Raw genomic sequence first — 20,572 nt, forward strand, 5'->3', positions numbered from 1 at the left:
CCGGGGACCGGGCGACCGCGGACGCGTCGACACGGAGGTCTGCGATGACGGCTTACGACTACATCGTCGTCGGTGGCGGGAGCGCGGGGTGCGTGCTCGCCGCGCGTCTCTCGGAGGACGGACGGTTCCGGGTGCTGCTGCTGGAGGCGGGGCCGGCCCGGGCCGCGGCGGGCTCGTCCGCGTGGTGGACGCGCTCGGTCGGCAGCGGCATGGACTGGGGCGACCGGACGGTGGCGCAGCGCGGGGCGGGCCGTGCCGTGCTGCCGTACCCGCGCGGGAAGGCGCTCGGCGGATCGAGCACCATCAACGCCATGGTCCACCTGCGGGGGCACCGGACCGGCTACGACGCGTGGGAGCGGGCGGGCGCGACCGGCTGGAACTTCGACACCCTGCTGCCCTATCTGCGGCGCAGCGAGCGGGCGGCGGGCCGTGACCCGGCGTTCCGCGGCACCGAGGGGCCCATGCGGGTGGCGCCTCCGCACCGGGTCCACCCGCTGTCCCCGGCGTGCCTGAGCGCCGTCCAGGCGGCGGGGCACCCCATCAGCACCGACCTCAACGGCCGTCACCAGCAGGGCGGCGGCTGGGTGGACCTGAACATCGTCGACGGGGCCCTGCAGAGCGCCGCCGACGCCTATCTGCGGCCGGTGCTGCACCGGCCGGGCCTGACCGTGGTCACCGGGGCGCAGGTGCACCGGCTGCTGGTGCACCACGGGCAGTGCACGGGCGTGGAGTACCGCCGCGACGGCGTCGTCGAACGGGCGGGGGCGGAGCGCGAGGTCGTCCTCGCCGCCGGTGCGGTCGGTTCACCGCACCTGCTCATGCTGTCGGGGATCGGCCCCGCCGACGAACTGCGGACGCACGGCATCGGCGTCGAGGCGGACCTCCGCGAGGTCGGCGGCAATCTGCACGACCATCCGGTCACCGTCGTCAACTTCTCCGCCTCCCGCGAGGTACCCGCCCCGACGGGGCCCGCGTTCGACGCCGCCGCCGCGCTGTGCAGCACGCACGCGGACACCGCCCCCGACATCCAGCTGCTGTTCCTGTGCGCGCCCTATGTGCCGCCGACGCTGGGGGGCGCGGAGAACGGCTACAGCTTCGTGGTGGGCCTGATGACGCCGCGCAGCCGCGGCTCGGTCCGCCTGGCCGGGGCGGACCCCCGCAGCGCGCCGCTGGTCGACCCGAACTTCCTCTCCTCGCGTTCCGACGTCGAGCGCCTGATCAGGGGGGTGCGCATGGCCCAGGAGATCGGCAGCGAGCAGGTGCTGAACGTGTGGCGCAAGGAGGAGGTCCTGCCGGGGCCGACCGCCTTCAGCCACGGGCTCCTGGAGGACTACGTGCGGCGCAGCGTCGGCAGCTTCTTCCACCCGGGCGGCACCTGCCGCATGGGGTCCGACGACCACGCCGTCGTCGATCCGGAGCTCCGGGTGAACGGTGTGTCGGGGCTGCGGGTCGCTGACGCCTCCGTGATGCCGTCCCCGGTGTCGGCGCACCCGAACGCGACCGTGCTGGCCGTCGCAGAACGGGCGGCCGACCTCATCAGGGGCGAGACGGAGGACGGTGCCGGCGGCGCGGCGGAACGTGCCGCCGCGTGATCCGTGCGGCCGCCGGGTTCGGCCCCGGTGGCTCGGAGTCCCCGGCGCTCAGGACCCCGGCGCTCAGGACCCCGGGGGGAAGAAGCGGGCCAGCTGGCTGCGTGAGGTGACGCCGAGCTTGGGGAAGATCCGCGACATGTGGGTGCTGACGGTGCGGTGGGAGACGTAGAGCCGCGCGCCGATCTCCTTGTTGGACAGCCCTTCGGCGGCCAGCATCGCGATCTGCAGTTCCTGCGGGGTGAGCCGGTCGGCGGCGCGGGGCGAGCGCTGCCGGGTGGTCTCGCCGGTGGCCTCCAGCTCCTGCCGCGCCCGCCGGCTCCACGCCGCCGCGCCCAGGTCGTCGAAGGCGTCCCGGGCGGCCCTCAGCGGGGCCCGGGACTCCAGCACGCGGCGCTGCCTGCGCAGCCACTCGCCGTACGCGAGCCGCAGACGCGCCCGTTCCAGGGACCAGCCCGCGAGGTCGGCGTCCAGGGCGGAGGCGAAGGCGGCCTCGCCCTCGTCCCCGTGGGCCAGCACCGCCCGGGCGTGACGGGCGGCCAGCCGCACGCGGGCCGCGGGCGTCCGGCCGGCCAGCGGTGCGAGACGTTCCAGCACCGCTCGCGCTTCGTCCTTCTCGCCGCAGTGGGCGGCGGCCTCGGCGAGGTCGCCCACCGTCCACAGGGCCGTCATCACATGGTGCCCGGCGTCGGCGGGGTCGGCCAGCCACCGCAACTGGGCGTAGGCCTCGGCGTGTTCACCACTACAGGACAGCGCCGTGCCGCGGGCCATGCGCACCGTCGCGTGCAGGAGGGGCGAGTTCAGGCGGACGGCGATCGTCCGGGCCTGCCCGATCAGCCGGTGGGCGGTCGCCGCGTCGTCGCGCAGGGCGGCGACGCAGCCGAGCACGGTGAGCGCGGTGGCCTCCCATTCGGGCTGGCCGGTCTCCCGGGCGAGCCTGCGCGCCTCGTCCGCGTCCAGGCGTGCCGGATCGCAGCGGCCCGTGGCCGCGCGTCCCGAGGCGCGCAGGGCCAGCGCCTCCGCGAGCGACGCCAGCCGCCCCTGGTGGCGGAGGCGTTCGACGGCGGCGGTGAGGAAGGGGTCCGCGCGTTCCGGCGCCCCGACGCACCACAGCGCGCGGGCCGTGGTGTGCAGCGCCGCGGAGTCGTCCGTCCGGTCGGCAACGGCACGGGCGGCGTCCAGCACCGCGGCGGCGCGCTCGACGGGCGCGGCGTGCGCGGCTATCAGCAGCATGGCGGCGCACGCCGTGTCGCAGCGGCCGTCCCGTTCCGCGGCCAGCCGGTCGGCGGCGCGCAGGACCTCCTCGTGCAGCGCGGACTCCTCGTTGCCGCGGTAGAGGTGGACGGCGGCGGCACCCGTGAGCCGGACCGACAGGGCCGTCTCGCCGTCGGCGCGCATGCGTTCGGCGGTGCGGAGCAGCGTGCGCACGGCGACCGGCTCCCGTCCTCCGCAGATGATCAGGGACTCCGAGATCCACAGCAGGCGGGCGGTGTCCTTGGGCGTCAGCTCCAGCCGCTCGGTGATGCTCACCAGGCGGTGGACGAGGTCGCGGCGGCCGAGGCCGACGGCCAACTCCGCGCTGCGCAGCACGAGGTCGGCCTGACGGCCGGCGTCGGCGAAGGCGGCGGCGTGCTCGAAGGCGTGCACGGCCGCGACGACGGCGCCCCGCCGCAGCGCCCGTTCCCCGCACCGTTCCAGGCCCTCGGCGACGGCCCCGTCCGGGGGAACGGTGGACGCGGCCAGGTGCCACACGGCGCGGTCGGGCCGGGCGGCGTGGACCGTGGCGAGCGCGGCGTGCACGGCGTTGCGCTGCGTGACGGAGGCGGCCTGGTGGATCGCGGAGCGTACCAGGGGATGCCGGAAGCGCACGGTGTCCCGGTCGGCGCGGACGAGCCCGGCGTCCGCGGCCGGTTCGAGGCCGTCGACGGTGACGGGGCCGCCGGTCACGGTGGCGGCGGCGGCCAGGACGTCACCGGTGGCCCCCTCGGTGTCGAGGGCGGCGGCCAGCAGCAGGGTGCGGGTCGTCTCCGGCAGGTCCAGGATGCGGGACTCGAAGGCGCGTTGCAGATTGACGGTCAGCGGCAGCCAGCGCGGGATGACCGCGACGGACTCCAGCCCCCCGGCGGCCAGGGGGAGTTCGACCAGGGCCAGCGGGTTGCCGTCGGCCTCCTCCAGCAGCCGTGCGCGGACGAAGGGGGCGAGCGCCGGAGCGCCGGCGTCCAGCAGCCGCGCGGCGTGGTCGGCGTCGAGCCGGCTCACCGTCAGTTCCCCGACCCCTTCCCACAGCGGCGGCTCCGTCTCCCCCTGGGTGGCGGCGGCCAGCAGCACGACGGGGTCCGAGGACAGCCGGCGGGCGACGAAGGCGAGCAGGTCGCTGGTGGACCGGTCGAGCCACTGGACGTCGTCGACGAGCAGGAGCAGCGGCCGGTCGGCGGCGCACTCCGCGAGGAGGTCGAGCACGGCGAGGGCGATGCGGAAGGGCTCGGGGCTGCCGCCGTCGCGCAGGCCGACCGCGGCCAGCAGCGTCTCGCGCTGCTGCCCGGGGAGGCGGCCGGTGTCCTGGAGCACCGGGCGCAGCAGTTGGTGGAGCCCCGCGAACGGCAGGTGGGACTCGGCCTGCACACCGGCCAGGGCGAGCACCCGCCGTCCCTGCTCGGCCGCCCGGACCTGGGCGAGGGCCAGCAGCGTGGTCTTGCCGATCCCGACCTCGCCCCGCAGCACCAATGCGCCGCCGTGGCCGTCCACGGGGCGCAGTAGGGCCTCGATCGCCTCGGTCTCGGCCTGCCGGCCGACCAGGGAGGGGATCCGTGTCGCCATGGTCCGCCCTCGCGGCTTCCCGGTACTCGTACCCTCACCACCGTACAAGGGGATGAAAGGGTTCATTCCCACCGGGCCGCCGGGGTGGGGGGTGCGGTCAGACCTCGGCCGGTGCCGGCGCGGGCGCGTCCGCGTCCTTCAGACGTCCGGCGACCGCGGTCAGGATCTCGTCGGAGAACCCGGGGTCGGCGACCGCGCGCGAGATCAGCATCGCGCCGACGAGGGCGCTGAGGGTGACCATGGCGTCGGCCCGGGCGGCTTCGGGGTCGTCGCCCTGCGCCGCCTCGCCGATGAGTTCGAGGTAGTTGCGGACCTGCTGCTCGTAGGCCTGCTTCAGCGCCTCGTCGCCGCGACCGGCGGCGGCGCCCAGGGTCACCAGGGCGCAGCCGGTACCGGGGGCGTCCCGGTGGCGGGCGCTGAGGTAGGCGTCGATGAGGCCCGAACGGGGCGCCTCGGGGTCCCTCCGGGCGGCCGCGGCCATCTTGTCCTCGCCGTCGGCCAGGGCCAGCGCGGCGGCCTGGCCGATCAGGTCGTCGCGCGACGTGAAGTGCTTGTAGAAGCCGCCGTGGGTGAGCCCGGCCTCCTGCATGAGGTCCGCGACTCCGGGGCGCGCCATGCCCTCCTCGCGGATCCGGCGGGCGGCGATCCGCAGGACCTTCTCACGCGACTCGGCCTTCGCTGCCTGCGAGTGACCCATCGCCTGACCTCCCGGGTGTACGTCGGACCGGGCCGACCCATGTGGATGACGGACATCATACACCGCCCCACCGGGACACCCCGGAGGCCACACCCGGGGCCTCGCGCGGACCTTTGACATGCAGGATGACACGCATCATCCTGTTTGTGAGGATGACGTCAATCATCCGGGAGCGCATCCGGCGCGGGCCTCCACCGGAGCAGGCCCCGCCACCGCTCCCCTCCCGCCCGCGAACCCTCCGCGAGGACCCATGACCACCGCAGCAACCCGGCCGGACGTCAAGCGGGGAACCCTCCCCGTCTTCGCCACGGCGACGGCGATCACGGTCGCCAACATCTACTTCACCCAGCCCCTCCTGGACCAGATCGCCCGGGGCTTCGGCATCTCCGCCTCCGCCGCGGGCCTCGTGGCCACGGCGGGGCAGATCGGCTACGCGCTGGGCATCGTGGCCGTCGTCCCGCTCGCCGACCGGGCCCGGCTGCGCCGGCTGTCCCGGGTCCTGCTGGCGGTGACCGCCCTCGCGCTCCTCGCCGGTGCCGCGGCGCCGTCCGTCGCCCTGCTGGGCATGGCGACCCTCGTCCTGTCGGCGAGCACGGTGCTCCCGCAGGTGATCATGCCGACCGTCGCGTCCATGGCCGCCCCGGGCCAGGCCGGACGGGTCCTCGGGGCGGTCGGCACGGGGCTGACGATGGGCGCGCTGCTCTCGCGCACCGCCTCCGGGCTCATCGCGGAGGCCGCGGGCACCTGGCGGGCCGGCTTCCTGGTCGCGGCGGCGGCCACGGCCGCACTGCTGCTGGTCCTCCCCCGCTACATGCCGGCCGGGCGGCCCGACGGGGCCGCGGCCTCCGGCGGCTACGGGCGGCTGCTGGCCTCGCTCCCCCGGTTGCTCGTGGACCACGCCCCCTTGCGCCTGTCGGCCGCGCTGGGCGCGACGCTCTTCGCCTCCTTCTCCGCCTTCTGGTCCACGCTCGCCTTCCACCTCACCGCACCGCCGATCGGGCTGGGCCCGGCCGTGGTCGGCCTCTTCGGCCTGTGCAGCGTTCCGGGCGCACTCGCCGCCCGCTACTCGGGACGCCTCACCGACCACTGGGGCCCGCTCGCGGTCAACACCCTCTCCGTCGTCTCGGGGGTGGCGGCCTTCGTCCTCTTCGGGGCCGCGGGACGGTCGCTCGTCGTCCTCGCCGTCGGCTGCAACCTCCTCGGCTACGGGGTGACCAGCGGCCAGATAGCCAACCAGGCCCGCATCTTCACCGCGGCACCGGCGATCCGGGGACGGCTCAACACGGTGTACATGTTCGCGGTCTTCGCCGGCGGCGCCGTCGGTTCGGCCGTCGCCGGCGTGCTCTTCTCAGCCCGCGGCTGGCACGGCGTGGTGGCGGGCGGTCTGGGCTTCCTGCTCCTCGCGGGCCTGACGCTCGCCCGGTACGGCCTGCGCGCCCGCCGTACCGGCACCCGCCGGGGTGACGACGCCCGGCCCGGCGGGACGGACGCGGACAGCGCCGCGGCTCCCGCCGTACGCACGTAGTCGCCTCCCGCACGCGGACGGGGTCGCGCGCCGGGGACGGCCGCTACCGTCCCGCGCGCTCCCAGGTCAGGACGCCCGTGCGGATCGCGCCCCAGATCCTGCCGGGGCCGGGCAGGCTCAGCCGCAGCCGGCGTCCGGCGAGGTCCGCGATCCGCTTCTGGGAGCCCCCCACCCAGTTGGGGAACAGGCTCATCTCGACGTGGTGCACGACCGTGTCCGCCGCCGGGACCTCGAAGGTGCCGGCGTACGCGAGGTAGCCCGCGGCCGCCGCGGCCAGTTCCCCGGGCAGCCCCTCCTCCAGCCGCCCGTGGCGGAACTCCGGGCGCCCGGCCCGCATGATCTGGGCCGCCATGCACCCGTCCGGCCCGTAGGTGAGCAGGCCCCGGGGCCGCGGCCCGAAGGGCTCGACGACCTCTCCGGTCACGACGTCGGTGGCCTCGTAGGACACCAGGCGCCAGCCGCCGGTCAGGGATGCGCGCAGTTCGTCAGGGGCCATCTCGGTACCTCGCCGTCGTTCCTTGACTTCCAGGATGACGAGAGTAATCCTGAATGAGGATGATGCAAATAATCCAGTTTGGAAGGGACCCGTCATGACCGACACCTACGACCCCACGCGCACGGCGATCCTGCTGGTCGACCCCTACAACGACTTCCTGTCCGAGGGCGGCAAGGTCTGGCCCGTGCTGGAGCCCGTCGCCACCGAGGTCGGCCTGCTCGGCAACCTCCGCGCCGTCGTCGGCGCGGGGCGCGCCGCGGGCCACAGGGTCTTCTTCGTCCCCCACCGCCGCTGGCAGGAGGGCGACTACGAGGACTGGCGGCACCCCAACCCCACGCACCGCCTCATCCAGGAGCGGCACACCTTCGCCCTGGGCACCTGGGGCGGCGAGTTCCACCCCGACTTCCGGCCCGCAGAGGGGGACGTGGTCGTCCAGGAGCACTGGTCGCAGAGCGGGTTCGCCAACACCGACCTGGACTTCCGGCTCAAGCAGCAGGGCATCACGCACGTGGTCGTCGTCGGGCTGCTCGCCAACACCTGCATCGAGTCCACCGGCCGCTACGCCATGGAGCTCGGCTACCACGTCACGCTCGTCCGCGACGCCACCGCGGCCTACCGCCCCGAGATGATGCACGCCGCCCACGAGCTCAACGGCCCCACCTACGCCCACTCCATCACCACCACCGCCGACCTGCTGAAGACCCTGGGGAACGGAGACCACTGACATGCGACGACTGACCGGAGAGATGCTCATAGGCGCGTCGTCCGTCCCCGCGTCCGAGGGCACGATGAAGGCGCTCGACCCGGCGACCGGCGAACCGCTCGGACCGGAGTTCGCCCTCGGCGGGGCGGCCGAGGTCGACCGCGCGGCGCGACTGGCCGACGAGGCATACGACAGCTACAACCGCACCGGCCTCGCGGAGCGCGCCGCGTTCCTCGAACTCATCGCGGACCGGCTGGAGGGGATCAAGGGCGAACTGGCCGAGCGGGCGGCCCTGGAGACGGGCCTGCCGGCCGCACAGCTGGAGGCGGAGGCCGTCAAGTCCGCCGGACAGTTCCGGCAGTTCGCCGACGTGGTCCGGCAGGGCCGCTTCCGGCAGGCCGCCGTCGACCCGGCCCAGCCGGAACGCCGGCCGAGGCCGCGCACGGACCACCGCATGCAGAGGATCGCGATCGGTCCGGTGGCGGTCTTCGGCGCCAGCAACTTCCCGATCTCGTACTCGGTCGCGGGCGGCGACACCGCCGCCGCACTCGCCGCGGGCTGCCCGGTGATCCTCAAGGCCCACAACGCCCACCCCGGCGCCTCGGAGCTGCAGGGGCGCGTCATCCAGGGCGCCGTCGCCGACTCCGGGCTGCACGAGGGCGTGTTCTCGATGGTCCGCGGAGCCGGCAACGCGATCGGCGAGGCCCTGGTGGACCACCCGCTGGTCAAGGCGGTCACCTTCACCGGCTCCGAGGGCGGCGGCATGGCCCTGTACCGGCGGGCGCAACTGCGTCCCGACCCGATCCCGGTCTTCGCCGAGATGACCAGCGTCAACCCGACCTTCGTCCTCCCCGCGGCCCTGGCGGCGCGCGGCGGCGAGATCGGCGACGGCTTCGCCGAGCGCATGCTCGTGAACGTCGGCCAGGCCTGCCTGAAGCCGGCCGTGCTGCTGGCCGTCGACGGCCCGGGGTACGCGGAGATGCGCGAGGCGGCCGCGGCACGGGTGAGCGCCATGGGCGCGCGGACGATGCTCACCCCCGGCATCCACGACGCGTACGGCCGCGGGGCGCAGCGCCTGCGCGACTCGGGTGCCGCGACCGTGGCGGTGGGCCCGGAGCCGGAAGGCGCCTACGAGGGCCACGCGCAGCTGCTCGAGGTCGACGGGGACCGGTTCCTGGCCGAACCCGCGCTGGCCGAGGAGGTCTTCGGGCCGGCCGCGCTCCTCGTCCGGCTGAGCGGCACGGAGCAGATGACCGAGGTGGCCCGGAGCTTCCGCGGCCAGCTGTCGGCGACGATGCACCTCGAGGAGGAGGACCATCCGCAGGCCGCCCGCCTGCTGCCGGTCCTCGAGCGCCGTACCGGCCGGATCGTGGTGAACGCCTTCGCCCACCCGCAGGAGGTCGGCCACGCCACCGTCCACGGCGGCCCGTTCCCGGCGACCACCGACAGCCGGTTCACCTCCGTCGGCATGAGCGCGATCGAGCGCTTCCTGCGGCCCGTCACCTACCAGGGCTTCCCGGACGCCCTGCTCCCCGAGGCGCTGGCCCCGGACAACCCGCTCGGGCTGTGGCGGCTGGTGGACGGGCGCGTCACCCGCGACTGACCGTGCGCCGGGCGCGCGGCGCGGTCACGGGAAGCGGGCCAGCTCCTCCCGGGTCCTGGCGATCCAGGGGTGCTCGTCGCCGAGGTGACGCACGCGGTCCTGGAGGACCTGGCGCAGCAGCCGGGCGGCGCGCGCGGCGTCGCCCGACGCGCCCACCGAACAGGCGTGGGCGTTGCGGCTGTTGAGGGTGGAGGGATGGTCGTCGCCGAGGACGCGGGTGCGGTCCTGGACGAGGATCTCCAGCAGCGCCGCCGCCTCCCCGTGGCGGCCGGCGGCGGCCAGGCAGCGGGCGTGGCCGCCGCGGGCGGTGAGCGTCTGCGGGTGGTCCTCGCCCAGCCGCTCGCGGCAGTCGTCGACGAGCCGCTCGCAGCGGTCGGCGGCCTCGGCCGTGCGGCCCGCCCGCAGGACGCAGCGGGCGTGCGCGGCGCGGACCGCGAACAGCTGCGGGTGACCGGCGTCGAGGATCTGACCGCTCTCGGTCAGCAGCGCCTCCAGGAGCCGTACGGCCTCCTCCGCCGCCCCGGCCTCGCTGAGGAAGACCGCCTGGTAACGCCGCCAGAGCAGCGGGATGGGGCTGTCCGGGCCGTGGGCGCCGGCTCCGCGGCCGTCCTGGATCAGGGCGTCGAGCAGGGCCGCCGCGCGGCCGGGGTCGCCTGCCTCGCCCAGGAACCGGGCCCGGCCGTGGCGGACGGCGAGGGTGTCCGGGTGGAGCGGGTCGAGGACCTTCAGGCAGTCCTGCAGGAGTTCCTCGAAGAGCCCCGCGGCCCGCGCGGCGTGCCCAGCCTCGCCGAGGAAGTGGGCGTGATGGCGGCGGTTGTTGAGGGTGTAGGGGTGGTACGGACCCTGCGTCCGGGTCCGGTCGGCGACCAGGCTGTCGAAGAGCCGGGCGGCCTGTCCCGGGCGGCCGGCGTCGCCGAGCAGGTAGGCGTAGCCGTAGCGGCTGCTGAGGGTGTGCGGATGGTCCGCGCCCAGCAGACGGGTCCGGTCGGCGAGCACGGACTGGAACTCGGCGACCGCCTCGTCGAGCCGTCCCGTCTCGCCGAGGAACAGCGCGAGGTTGTTGCGGCTGTTGAGGGTGTGGGAGTGGTCGCGGCCGAGCATACGCGTACGGTCCGCGATGACACCGCGCAGCAGGCCGACGGCCTCCGCGGGGTGGCCGGCCATGCCCCGGTATCGTGCGTGGGAGTTGCGGTTCTCCAGCGTCTCCTTGGCGTCGGGGCCGCCGCGTCCTTCGGCCTCCTCGACCAGTTCGCGGTAGAGGTCCGCGGCGCGCCGCGGGTCGCCCGCCTCCCCCACGCAGGTGGCGTACCACTGACGCGGCAGCTGACCGGGGTCGGCGCCGGCCTTGTCGAAGGCGGCCATGGCGTGGTGCAGGTCGCCGCGCTGGTAGGCGGTCGCGCCGATGTCCAGGGCGCGTACCGGGTCCGCGTGGTCGATGAGGATCTCCCACACCTCGTCCGGGATGCGCGGCGGGGGCACCTGCTCGTCCAGCGTCTGGTGCAGGTAGTCGAAGGCGAGGTAGGCGCCGTCGTCGCGGGGCAGCAGGAGGCTGGAGGTGGCGTGCAGGGGGTCGGTGGCCCAGCTCAGCGCCTCCTCCCAGGACTCCGGCCGGAGGCTGCTGCCGCCGTGCAGTTCGAGGTGGATCTCGTGGAGGCGGCGCAGGACGTCCTCCGGCAGCGGCCGGTGGTGCCCGGCGCGCCGCGCGTCCACGGCACCGGCCACCAGGGCGGCGGCCCGCGGGCGGGCCCCGGCCGCCCAGGCGTTGCGGAAGTCGTCGAGCAACTGGGGCGCCGCGGCGAGGTACTCGGCCACCCCGCGGCTGCCGGTCCGGGCGCCGTTGACGGCGGCCCTGATCCTCGGGTCGTCGGTGTGGTGCTGGGCCCGGGCCAGCTCCGCCTCGCTCCAGGTGCGGTCGACCCGGACGACGGAGGCCAGCCGCAGCACCTCGCGGCCCGAGCGCAGGACGTCGCCGCCGGGCTCGTCGTCGGCGGCGGAGCGGGCGCCGAAGCGGATGTGCTGGCGGGCGCTCATGGTCGCCACCACGGCCACCCGGCCCGATCCGGCGTCGAGCAGCCGCTGCACATGACCTGCCGTCAGCCCGCCCGCGCCGAGGTAGTTCTCCAGGTCGTCCAGCCACACCACGGCCCGGTGCCACCGGGACACCGGGTCGACGAGCGCGACCATCGCCTCGCGGCTGTCCGGGACGACCAGCCGGTGGCGCGGGAAGTGCTTGCGCACCACCTCGTACGCCAGGCGGGTCTTGCCCGCCGTGGAGTCCCCCACCAGCAGCAGGAAGCCCCGGCCGCCGCTCAGCACCGCCTCCGCCTGCGGCATCGCGTCACGGCCGACGAACACCGGGACGCGGCCGAAGCCCGCCGTCCCGCCGCCGCCCGGCGCGGCCGGGTGGACGCCGAGGCCGATGGGGTCGGCCACGTCCGCGACCAGCGGGGCCGTGCCGCGCCGGGAGATCCGCAGCAGGCCGGGCAGTGCGCGCCGGCGGCCGGCCGTCTGCTCCAGCGCCCGGCCTCCCGAGGCGGCCGCGGTCTCGGTCGCCGCCCCGGCCACCGCGCCCGGCGGGCCGAGCAGCACGGTCAGCGCGGGCCGGGCCAGCCCCGCGAGCATCCTGAGCAGCCAGCCCGCCGCGCCCGCGGTGCGGCCCCTCCCGGCAGCCATCGCGTACTCCCCCCGTTCCCCCGGTACTTCCCTGCCGTGGTGCATTCCCGGTGGCGCCGCGGGCTATCCCCCCGGGGCGCGGTAACGGTCGGAGGCGTACGAGAAGTCGAGGAAACCGCGGGCCCAGGCGTGGACGCCGTCCGCGTACTGGCAGACCGCCGCGAGTTGGGCCGGGCTGAGGTCGCCCGCGAGGGCGGTGGCGTACAGGTCGCGCGTCGCGGTGCGCAGCGCGGCGACGCTGCGGGCGTGCCACAGCCGCGTCTCCTCGACGGCCTCGTCCAGCGTCAGGCCGTGGTGCCGGCGCAGGACGAGGACCAGGTTGGTGCTCTCCCCCGAGCGCAGCTCCTTCTCCACCGAGAACAGGTCGTTGGTCCAGCCGATGACGTCGGCGGCGGCCTCGCGCAGCGCGCGGCAGGCCGGCGAGTACCAGACCGCCGCGGGCAGTTCCGACTCCTGGGCGTACTCGATGAGGTCGAAGCACCAGCCGGTCGCACCGGAGACCCGCCGCCAGGCGACGTACGCCTCGGGGGTGGGCACCTCGTGGCCGGCCCGGATCCGGATCGAGTCCTGGTTGGTACGGATCCAGGCGGCCAGGTGGCGGCGGAAGCGGTCGCCCCAGGCGGGCCCCATGACGGCGGTCACGCGCGGCACCACCTCCGCGAGGACGCGGACGGCCGGCGGCGCCGACGCTGGTACGGCGCGCGCCCAGCCGCCGACGGCACGTGCCATGGCGTCGAGTCGGCCGCCGGTCCCCGTGACCGGGCCGGTGTCGCTGTCGTCGTCGACGGCGAACATCCACAGCGTCAGCCGGGCCAGCTCCGTCAGCCGGGCCGGGGCCGCCCACGGCCACACGTGCCCGGCCATGGCGACCTGCCGTTCCCGGCCGGCCTGACCCGAGGTCGGCGCCGAGAGCAGGCCGGCGCTCCGGGCCCACGCCATGACCTGCGGCTCCACCTGCCCCAGGGCGGGATTGAGCCGTGACGGGCCCGGTACGTGGACGGGCCCCCCGGCCCGCTCCCGTACCGTCCCACGGCTGTGCGCGGCCCGTCCTCCCGGACCGTCGACACGGACGAACACAGACGTCTTGCCCACCGAGACCCCCCTTCCCGGGCCGTCGGCGACCCGGGCGAGGACGACGAGTTCCAGCCATCCCCGTCCCGGTTCCTACCCCGCGTCCGGACATCGGACGCCACGAACGGGCACGCGGCGTCAGAACACCGTCACAGTCGGGCGAATGAGGCGGGAACCCTTTCCGTCCCCGTCGCGTCATGATCCGGGCGGACACCGGACGTCCGTCGCTCCTTCACGTCGAATCCACGTCCACATCACCGTTCACCTCCATGTCCACCGTCACCTTCATCGAGGAGAGAAGTGCACAGACAACGCCGCCCGTACTCCGCCGCCGTGGCCGCCGCGCTCCTGGCCGCCCTGCTGGGCGCCTGCGGAAGCCCGGACTCGGCCGCCGTGGCCGGATCCAGGCCGTCGGCCGCCGCTTCCGCCGGGACGCCCACCGCGGTCGCGAAGGCGGACCCGCCCGTGACGGGGAGGCTGGACGACCACCGGCACGTGGCGCGCAGGACGACCACCGGGCGGCGCCCGCACATGGTGCAGCGGTGCACCGACCGGACCCGGCAGGTGCGGCACACGTCCTCGAGCGGTTCCGGCAAGCGCAAGTCGACCCGGACCTGGTACACCACCGAGCACTACAAGGACTGCCGGAAGGTCCAGCAGGGCACCGAGTCCTACAGCCGCGTGGTGTCGGCGGAGCGCTGGTGCGTGGAGCTGGACGACGTCGGCGGCGACCGCACCCGCGACGACGTCTGGTACGAGGTCGACTCCGCCACCTATCGCACGGCCGCCGGCTCCGAGGAGGGCACCCCGATGTCCTTCACCCCTCTGGCGAGCGGCTGCTGACGCCCCGGGGCGACACGGGACGGCGGGCGCGGGCGTAATACGGGTGCGCCGCGTCGGGTGCGTCTGCCATCCTCGCGCCCATGTCCACGTTCCGTGATCTCCTCGCAGAGGGGGAGGCCGTCCCGACCGAGGGCTGGGACTTCTCCTGGTTCACCGGCCGCGCCACCGAGCAGCGCCCGTCCTGGGGCTACGCCCGGCTGCTCGCCGAGCGGGCCGCGCGGGCCGGGGCCGTGCTCGACATCCAGACCGGCGGCGGCGAGGTCCTGTCGACCGTGCCCACCGCCCCGCCGGTGGTCGCGGCCACGGAGTCGTGGCCGCCCAACCTGGAGATCGCCCGCCGCAACCTGGCGCCCTTCGGTGCCACCGTCGTGGAGGCCGGGGACTCGGCCGACCTCCCCTTCCCCGACGGCCGCTTCGACCTCGTCGTGAGCCGCCACCCGGTGGTGACCCGCTGGGACGAGGTGCGCCGGGTGCTGCGCCCCGGAGGCACCTACCTGTCCCAGCAGGTCGGCGCCGGCTCGGTGCGCGAGCTGACGGACTACCTGATGGGGCCGCGGCCGGTCGCCGCGCACGCGACCCCTGACCCCTTCACGACCACCGCCGGCTCCAGCCCGGTGGAGGCCGCCGCCCGCGCCGAGGCCGCGGGCCTGGAGGTCGTGGACCTGCGCCAGGAGGCACTGCGCATGGAGTTCCACGACATCGCCGCCGTGGTCCACTTCCTGCGCAAGGTCATCTGGATCGTGCCGGGCTTCACGGTGGACGCCTACCGCGAGCGGCTCGCCGAGCTGCACGGCTTCATGGAACGGCACGGACCCTTCGTGGCGTACTCGCAGCGCTATCTGATCGAGGCCCGCAAGGGCTGACCACGGGAAGCAGACACCGGTGAACGCACCGACGACCAGGCCGTTCGCGGCGTCCGACCTCGACGCCGCGGCCGGCCTCCTCGCCGCCCGCCACCGTCGCGACCTCGCCCGCGAAGCGGCACTCGGCCCCGGTTCCGCCGAACCGGCCGCCTGCGCGGCCCTGCTGCGGGACGCCTGGGAACGGGGCGCCCGCGGCGCGGTCGCGGAGACGGCGGACGGCACGCCCGCCGGGTACCTCCTCGCCGTGCCCGGCGACGACGTCCGCGGACGGCACGTGTGGACGGGTCCCGGACACTACGCCGCACGCGACGAGGGCGTCCTGCGCGGGCTGTACGCGGGCCTGTCCGGCCCGTGGCTGCGCGAGGGGCGGCTGCACCACTACGCCGTCGCGGCCCCCGACGACCTGCCGGCCTGGCTCTCGCAGTGCTTCGCCTACGAGCAGGTCCACGCCGTGACGGACCTGGCGGCCGGGGCGGGCCGCTTCCACGAGGACGTACGGGCCGCCGGGCCGAAGGACCTCGCCGCGCTGGAACCGCTGTTCGGCCTGATCGCCGACGCACACACGGGCCCGCCGGTCTTCGCCTTCGTCGAGCCGTCCTTCTACGAGGGCCTGCGCCCGGGCCACGCGGAGCTGCTGGCGGACCCGGCCGTGGCGTACTGGCTCGCCGAAGGGCCGGAGGGGGTAAGGGGCTTCTGCGTCATGCGGCCCGTGCCCGACGACGAGGTGTCGCTGACGGCACCGCGCGGTTCCGTCGAACTGCTCCTCGCCGCGACCGTTCCCGAGTGCCGGGGCAGCGGGGTCGGGCGCCGGCTCACCGAGCACGCCTTCGCGGACGCGGCCCGGCGCGGGTTCCGCGTGTGCGTGACGGACTGGCGGGCGGCGAACCCGCTCTCGTCGGCGTTCTGGCCGCGCCGCGGCTTCCGTCCCGTCGCCCACCGGCTGCACCGCCTCCTCGACCCGCGGCTCGCGGCGGGCTGAGCCGGGCTGAGCCGGGCCCTCTCCCGCGCATCGCGTGCCGGGCGCCCGACGGCGCGCGCCGGCCCGCGACACGGCGGGGGACGTCCTAGTCCACCAGGCCGAAGTCCTCGGGGAAGTCCTCCAGGAACGCGCGGCGCCGGGGGTCGGCCTCGGCCGCCGTCATCTCGCCCAGCAGGTCGAGGAACGCGGCCCGCTGGGCCTCCGGCATGCGGTCGAAGACGGCGGCCACGCCCTCCAGGGCCTTCAGGGCGTCGTCCTGGTCCATGACCTCGTCGTCCGTGTCCTCGACGAACCAGGCGAGGTCCACCAAGGCGTCCGCCAGGGCATGGGTGAGCGAAGGGTACGGAGGCATCGGCGTGTTCTCCCCGGGGACGTCTGCGGTGGTGTTCCCCGGCATCCCATCATGCGCCGCCGACAGCTCCGCCCCCAGGTCGGTCCGGAAGGTGTTCGAGGGTGACCTCGGGGAGGGCGTACGGGCCGCCCTGGGGCGCCGCGGGGTCCGGTGCGGCGTCGCCGGGGGCGGTCAGGCGGGGGGCGTGCCGCTCGGCGTCGTCGACGGGGGTGTAGGCGAGCACCGAGGGATCGGGGAGCTCCCAGAAGCGGCGGGTGTTGGCGGAGACGGCGTAGGCCGTGGCGAAGCGGACGCCGGGGGGCGCGAAGAGGGCGGCCCTGATCCAGCCGAGGGCGTCGCGGTGGCTGAGCCAGGTCGCCAGGTGCCGTGACTCGCCGGGCTCCGCCTCGAAGCTGCCGATGCGCAGGCAGACGACGGAGAGCCCGAACTTGTCGGCGTAGAGCCGTCCCAGCGCCTCGACGGCCGCCTTGCTGACCCCGTACAGGCCGTCGGGGCGCACCGGCTCCTCCGGGGCGGTGAGGTGCCCGGCGGGGTAGAAGCCGGTGACGCGGTTGCTGCCGGCCAGCACCACGCGCCGCGCACCGCCCCGGCGGGCGGCCTCCAGCACGTGGTGGGTGCCCAGGACGTTGACGTCGAGCAGGTCGGCGAGCGGGGCCTCGTCGGGGATGCCGGCCAGGTGCAGGATCAGGTCGACACCCTCGAGGGCGGCCCGGACGGCGCCGGCGTCCCGCAGGTCGACCGTGTGGACCTCCTCGCCCGGGGCTTCGACGGCCAGCGGGACCCGGTCGAGCAGCACCAGCCTTGCCGTCTCCCCGCGCAGCGCCGCGCGCGCCACGGACCCGATGGTGCCCGCCGCGCCCGTGATCGCCAGCGTCCTCGCCGTCATGCCCAACTCCCCTTTTTCGGTTGGCCGTTCCACGGCTCCGGCATCATTCCACGGGGCCCGCCGCATTGCCCTGATGGGCCGTCATTCATTTCCCGTTGGCCTGCCGTTCCCACCGGGTTCCGCAAGGTGGGCACGCCGGGGGCGGATTGGCGCGGGTACCTGGGTGACCGTTTATGCTCTGCACCGTCATTGGGATAGTTGTGAACTCAACCACGTTTGGCCGTCGAGGGGACAGCGCGCCATGAACCGTCCGGGGATGTCCATCAATCAACTGCGGATAGCGGTGGCACTGCTCAGCCTCGCGCTGTTCGCGCAGACGGCGTCCTGGCTGCTCTACGACATCGTTGTCCGCGGTCTGCCGGGTGCGTGGTCGCTGTGGACCACCGGGTGGGTGCCGGGTCTGTCGGCGACCTCCTCGCTCGACCTCGGCCTCGCCGCGCTGCAGCTCTGCGCCGGTCTTGCCGCCCTGTTCCGCACCCGCGGCGCCGGCGGCCTGCTGATGACCTCCTGCGCCGTGACCCTCGGCTTCCGCCTCCCCGCCGTCTGGTACCTGCTGCTCGACTCGCCCTCCGACCCGTGGTTCGGCACCCTGAAGGGCGCCTCGCTGAACGCGGTCGGCAGCACGGCCGTCCTCGCCGTGGTGCTCGCCCTCGTCCTGGGTGGGCTCCTGCTGCTGGCCCGGCACAGGGAGTACGAGGCCGCCGCCTCGGACGCGGTGACGGGCGGCGTCCGCCCGGTGAAGGTGACGGCCACCGCCTCCGGCCTGCTGCTCGCCGTGCTCAACGTCTTCTACATCGGCCGCAACGCCGTGACGGCCGTTCAGGTCGGCCCCGGGGTGCTCACCGACCTGATCGTCGGCAAGGGCAGCGGCCGGGCGATCCTCGCGGTTCCCTCGCCGTACCAGTGGGTGTGCCTGACCGTGCTGTGCGGCGCCGGCATGCTGCTCGCGGCCCGGCGGCGGCCCACCGCCCCGGGCTTCTCGGTGGGCCTGTCGCTCTTCATGATGCCGTCGGCGTTCACGGACCTGTGGGGTTACGCGTTCGGCACGATGCCCGTGACGGCCGTGGACACCTCGCAGAGCCTGCTGGAGTTCGTCGGTTCGGCCGCGGTGGTCGCCCTCATCGTCGGCGACGTCCGCCGCGACCGCCGGCCCGCCCAGCTCGACGTCATGGCGCCCGCCGTGCCCCTGGCGGCGCCCGCCGGGTCGTCCGCCGCGTCGTCCGCCGCTCCGGCGGCAGCGGCGCGTCCGGCGACTGCGGCCGGCGTGGACGACGACGCGGCGGAGGCGGCCGGCGAGGCCGTGGCGGCTCCCGTCCCCACCCGGCGTGACGCGGACACCGCCACCGCAGCCGACGCGGACGGCGGTACGGACTCCGCCTCGGACGCCGACGCCGACCGACCGGCGAACGAGACCGCCGACGCCTGACACGGGCGCCCGACACGGGCGCCGTCCCCGGCCGGACCGGCCCCGCGCGAAAAGCATTTGCGCGGGGCCGGTGTCGGTACCGAGAGTTGCGGCATGCCCATCACCGTGCGGCGGGCCACCCCCGCGGACGCGACCGTCATCTGCGAGCTGCTCAACGCCGTCGACGTCGCGGAGCTCGGGCGGCCCGAGACCGACCTGGGGACGGTCGAGACGTCCCTGGTCCACCCCGAGGCGGACCTGGAACGCAACTCCTGGCTGCTCCACGAGGACGGCACACCCGTCGCGTTCGGGCTGCTGTGGGACGACTCCGGCGCCGAACGCATCGACGTCGACCACTACGTCCTCCCCGCCCGCCAGGAGGCGGGTGAGCGGCTGCTGGACCTCCTCCAGGAGCGGGCGGCCGAACGCGCCGCGGAGAACGGCGCGGAGCGGGCCGTCGTCCACCTCTCCCTCAACACCGAGCCCACGGTGGACACCGCCCTCCTGACGCGGCGCGGCTGGCGGACCGTCCGGCGTTACCACGTGCTGACCCGGCCGCTGTCCGCCGCCGTGGACACCGTCCCGGAGCTCCCGCCCGGACTGACGCTGCGCGACTGCGTGGACGAGGCGGACCGCCGGCGCGTCCACGCACTCCTGGAGGAGACCTTCTCGGAGCACTTCGACCACCAGCGGCGCACCTACCGGCAGTGGCTCGACGACCTCGGCTCGGGCATGGACTGGTCCCTGGTCTGGATCGCCTCGCTGGAGGGCGCCGGCGACGTCGGCGCGGCCCTGACCCGTGACGACCGGGCGGCCATGGCGTGGATCCGCAACGTGGGAGTGCGCAAGGAGGCGCGGGGCCGGGGCGTCGCCGGCCATCTGCTGCGTCACGCCTTCGGGGTCTACGCCGCCCGCGGCCGCGACACCCTGGGCCTCGGGGTCGACACCGACAACACCACGGGGGCGCCGCGGCTCTACGCCGCACACGGCATGGGCCTCCACTTCGCCGTGGACACCTGGGAAGTGACGCTGCCCGCGGCCGCCCCGGCGTGACCGCGGCGGCCGTCGATCCGGCAACGCCGGCCCGCGAGCAACGAAGGGGCCGGACGCCGGGAACGAGAGCACGAGCCCTGACCGGGTGTTCGTCGACGTGCTGACCCACCGCCACGCGGGTGCCCAACGGCGGGCCCTGACCTGGGAGTCGATCGCCGCCCATGTGGAGCTGAACCGCCTCCTGGGGCGCACCAAGGGGAGGCCGGCACAGACGGCGTCCGAGGCTGGGCCCGGAGACGACGCGGGCGTTCCAAGGCGGCCGCCGACGGGCTCCGGGCCGCGCTCGACGTCCTCAGGCGGGAGTCCCGCCTGCTCGGCTGTGAGAGCGGGGTGCGCCAGCGGTGGAACCCGCGCCGGGTCGGCCGGGCTCGATGTTGAGCGGTCTCGCGTCGGCAGCCGTGACGGCGAGGAAGGGTGACGGGATCACGCCCGGGCGACGTGCCGGCGCCGCGCGGCCGCTGCCGGACCCGGCAATGGCCCCGTCACGTCCGGCTTCGACGCCCGGCACTCGACGCGCCACCTGGCGCCGGACACTCAACGGTCGTAGTGCTCACCGTCGTCGCCCTGCACCTTTGCCCCCAAGTGCCCGGCGAGATCGCACATCTTGGCGATCAGCACGTCGCTCGGGTGCTTGGCGCTGGCCAGACCCTCGTCCCAGTGCAGCATCTCGGTCGCGTCCTCCCGTTCCGGTCGCGTCGTCATCGAGGCCGAACTGAAGGCGTCGGCCGCCCAGCCGTCGGGGACGGGCTGCATGACCAGATCGGGATCCGCGGCGACAGCGGCCTCCCACTCCTGCCGACCGATCTCCGGTCCCTCGTCGTCCCACCAGTCGTCGCGCCGCGTGATGTGCAGGTCATACCCCATGCACAACACGGTACGAGCGAGCACCGACAGAGCCGCCGGGCGCAACGCCGCACGGAAGCCGGGCCGGTCGCCGCGGATCAGGCGGCCCGGGGGCGCCGCTCGAACCTGGTGGTGCCGGAACAGCCGGCGCCGGGCGGTGAGTGTGCCGGCGTC

The 20,572-nt window shown here is 75.1% G+C and carries 17 protein-coding genes; 9 read left to right on the plus strand and 8 right to left on the minus strand.

What is annotated here, in order from left to right; all coding sequences use genetic code 11:
* Positions 1–44 precede the first annotated feature (44 nt).
* Complete coding sequence (locus tag ABZ479_RS35830; protein ID WP_500465451.1) at positions 45–1,592, plus strand: GMC family oxidoreductase; 1,548 nt, start codon at positions 45–47, stop codon at positions 1,590–1,592.
* A gap of 63 nt (positions 1,593–1,655) precedes the next feature.
* On the opposite strand, the gene ABZ479_RS35835 is transcribed toward ABZ479_RS35830, so the two are convergent.
* Both ABZ479_RS35835 and ABZ479_RS35840 read right to left on the minus strand, forming a co-directional pair.
* On the minus strand, positions 1,656–4,406 hold the full coding sequence (locus tag ABZ479_RS35835; protein WP_500465452.1) for an ATP-binding protein: 2,751 nt from the start codon (positions 4,404–4,406) through the stop codon (positions 1,656–1,658).
* A 97-nt stretch (positions 4,407–4,503) separates the two neighbouring features.
* Positions 4,504–5,103 carry a TetR/AcrR family transcriptional regulator gene (locus ABZ479_RS35840; RefSeq protein WP_500465453.1) on the minus strand — a complete coding sequence of 200 codons (600 nt, stop codon included), beginning with the start codon at positions 5,101–5,103 and terminating at the stop codon, positions 4,504–4,506.
* A 250-nt stretch (positions 5,104–5,353) separates the two neighbouring features.
* Between ABZ479_RS35840 and ABZ479_RS35845 the strand changes: the two genes are divergently transcribed.
* On the plus strand, positions 5,354–6,628 hold the full coding sequence (locus ABZ479_RS35845; RefSeq protein ID WP_500465454.1) for an MFS transporter: 1,275 nt from the start codon (positions 5,354–5,356) through the stop codon (positions 6,626–6,628).
* A gap of 43 nt (positions 6,629–6,671) precedes the next feature.
* Here ABZ479_RS35845 and ABZ479_RS35850 read toward each other — a convergent pair whose 3' ends face one another.
* Entirely contained in the window at positions 6,672–7,124 is a 453-nt protein-coding gene (locus ABZ479_RS35850) for a lipocalin-like domain-containing protein (RefSeq protein ID WP_500465455.1), read from the minus strand.
* Between the two features lie 94 nt (positions 7,125–7,218).
* On the opposite strand from ABZ479_RS35850, the gene ABZ479_RS35855 reads away from it, so the two are divergent.
* Complete coding sequence (locus tag ABZ479_RS35855) at positions 7,219–7,848, plus strand: cysteine hydrolase family protein (protein WP_500465456.1); 630 nt, start codon at positions 7,219–7,221, stop codon at positions 7,846–7,848.
* Between the two features lies 1 nt (position 7,849).
* Positions 7,850–9,430, plus strand: a complete 1,581-nt coding sequence (locus ABZ479_RS35860) for an aldehyde dehydrogenase (NADP(+)) (protein WP_500465457.1) — start codon at positions 7,850–7,852, stop codon at positions 9,428–9,430.
* 24 nt (positions 9,431–9,454) lie between these two features.
* On the opposite strand, the gene ABZ479_RS35865 is transcribed toward ABZ479_RS35860, so the two are convergent.
* A complete protein-coding gene (locus ABZ479_RS35865) occupies positions 9,455–12,103 on the minus strand; it encodes a tetratricopeptide repeat protein (protein ID WP_500465458.1) in 2,649 nt (882 codons plus the stop codon).
* Between the two features lie 63 nt (positions 12,104–12,166).
* Entirely contained in the window at positions 12,167–13,042 is an 876-nt protein-coding gene (locus tag ABZ479_RS35870; RefSeq protein WP_500465459.1) for a terpene synthase family protein, read from the minus strand.
* A 432-nt stretch (positions 13,043–13,474) separates the two neighbouring features.
* Between ABZ479_RS35870 and ABZ479_RS35875 the strand changes: the two genes are divergently transcribed.
* The 3 genes from ABZ479_RS35875 to ABZ479_RS35885 all read left to right on the plus strand — a co-directional run bounded on the left by ABZ479_RS35875 (position 13,475) and on the right by ABZ479_RS35885 (position 15,859).
* Positions 13,475–14,017 carry a hypothetical protein gene (locus tag ABZ479_RS35875; protein ID WP_500465460.1) on the plus strand — a complete coding sequence of 181 codons (543 nt, stop codon included), beginning with the start codon at positions 13,475–13,477 and terminating at the stop codon, positions 14,015–14,017.
* Positions 14,018–14,097: 80 nt separating this feature from the next.
* Positions 14,098–14,880 carry a class I SAM-dependent methyltransferase gene (locus tag ABZ479_RS35880; protein WP_500465461.1) on the plus strand — a complete coding sequence of 261 codons (783 nt, stop codon included), beginning with the start codon at positions 14,098–14,100 and terminating at the stop codon, positions 14,878–14,880.
* A 19-nt stretch (positions 14,881–14,899) separates the two neighbouring features.
* Entirely contained in the window at positions 14,900–15,859 is a 960-nt protein-coding gene (locus tag ABZ479_RS35885; RefSeq protein ID WP_500465462.1) for a GNAT family N-acetyltransferase, read from the plus strand.
* 85 nt (positions 15,860–15,944) lie between these two features.
* Here ABZ479_RS35885 and ABZ479_RS35890 read toward each other — a convergent pair whose 3' ends face one another.
* Complete coding sequence (locus tag ABZ479_RS35890) at positions 15,945–16,211, minus strand: hypothetical protein (RefSeq protein WP_500465463.1); 267 nt, start codon at positions 16,209–16,211, stop codon at positions 15,945–15,947.
* A 49-nt stretch (positions 16,212–16,260) separates the two neighbouring features.
* Positions 16,261–17,097, minus strand: coding sequence for an NAD-dependent epimerase/dehydratase family protein (locus ABZ479_RS35895; RefSeq protein WP_500465464.1), 837 nt, complete (start codon positions 17,095–17,097; stop codon positions 16,261–16,263).
* 256 nt (positions 17,098–17,353) lie between these two features.
* Here ABZ479_RS35895 and ABZ479_RS35900 point away from each other — a divergent pair, with 256 nt between their 5' ends.
* Both ABZ479_RS35900 and ABZ479_RS35905 read left to right on the plus strand, forming a co-directional pair.
* Entirely contained in the window at positions 17,354–18,523 is a 1,170-nt protein-coding gene (locus tag ABZ479_RS35900; RefSeq protein ID WP_500465465.1) for a hypothetical protein, read from the plus strand.
* Positions 18,524–18,616: 93 nt separating this feature from the next.
* Positions 18,617–19,555 carry a GNAT family N-acetyltransferase gene (locus ABZ479_RS35905; RefSeq protein ID WP_500465466.1) on the plus strand — a complete coding sequence of 313 codons (939 nt, stop codon included), beginning with the start codon at positions 18,617–18,619 and terminating at the stop codon, positions 19,553–19,555.
* Positions 19,556–20,089: 534 nt separating this feature from the next.
* Here the strand turns inward: ABZ479_RS35905 and ABZ479_RS35910 are convergent.
* Positions 20,090–20,419 (minus strand): hypothetical protein, encoded by a 330-nt coding sequence (locus tag ABZ479_RS35910; protein WP_500465467.1) that lies wholly within the window; start codon positions 20,417–20,419, stop codon positions 20,090–20,092.
* Between the last annotated feature and the right edge of the window lie 153 nt (positions 20,420–20,572).

Origin of the sequence: Streptomyces sp. NPDC005722 (assembly GCF_040630935.1) — a bacterium.
GTDB lineage: Bacteria > Actinomycetota > Actinomycetes > Streptomycetales > Streptomycetaceae > Actinacidiphila.

Bases quoted from the DNA above. Each gene is read 5' to 3' on its own strand.
- ABZ479_RS35910 (WP_500465467.1), bottom strand. From the start codon at position 20,419: ATGGGGTATGACCTGCACATCACGCGGCGCGACGACTGGTGGGACGAC.
- ABZ479_RS35905 (WP_500465466.1), top strand. From the start codon at position 18,617: ATGCCCATCACCGTGCGGCGGGCCACCCCCGCGGACGCGACCGTCATC.
- ABZ479_RS35900 (WP_500465465.1), top strand. From the start codon at position 17,354: ATGTCCATCAATCAACTGCGGATAGCGGTGGCACTGCTCAGCCTCGCG.
- ABZ479_RS35865 (WP_500465458.1), bottom strand. From the start codon at position 12,103: ATGGCTGCCGGGAGGGGCCGCACCGCGGGCGCGGCGGGCTGGCTGCTC.
- ABZ479_RS35835 (WP_500465452.1), bottom strand. From the start codon at position 4,406: ATGGCGACACGGATCCCCTCCCTGGTCGGCCGGCAGGCCGAGACCGAG.
- ABZ479_RS35860 (WP_500465457.1), top strand. From the start codon at position 7,850: ATGCGACGACTGACCGGAGAGATGCTCATAGGCGCGTCGTCCGTCCCC.
- ABZ479_RS35845 (WP_500465454.1), top strand. From the start codon at position 5,354: ATGACCACCGCAGCAACCCGGCCGGACGTCAAGCGGGGAACCCTCCCC.
- ABZ479_RS35855 (WP_500465456.1), top strand. From the start codon at position 7,219: ATGACCGACACCTACGACCCCACGCGCACGGCGATCCTGCTGGTCGAC.
- ABZ479_RS35870 (WP_500465459.1), bottom strand. From the start codon at position 13,042: ATGGCGTGGGCCCGGAGCGCCGGCCTGCTCTCGGCGCCGACCTCGGGT.
- ABZ479_RS35850 (WP_500465455.1), bottom strand. From the start codon at position 7,124: ATGGCCCCTGACGAACTGCGCGCATCCCTGACCGGCGGCTGGCGCCTG.
- ABZ479_RS35895 (WP_500465464.1), bottom strand. From the start codon at position 17,097: ATGACGGCGAGGACGCTGGCGATCACGGGCGCGGCGGGCACCATCGGG.
- ABZ479_RS35840 (WP_500465453.1), bottom strand. From the start codon at position 5,103: ATGGGTCACTCGCAGGCAGCGAAGGCCGAGTCGCGTGAGAAGGTCCTG.
- ABZ479_RS35830 (WP_500465451.1), top strand. From the start codon at position 45: ATGACGGCTTACGACTACATCGTCGTCGGTGGCGGGAGCGCGGGGTGC.
- ABZ479_RS35890 (WP_500465463.1), bottom strand. From the start codon at position 16,211: ATGCCTCCGTACCCTTCGCTCACCCATGCCCTGGCGGACGCCTTGGTG.
- ABZ479_RS35880 (WP_500465461.1), top strand. From the start codon at position 14,098: ATGTCCACGTTCCGTGATCTCCTCGCAGAGGGGGAGGCCGTCCCGACC.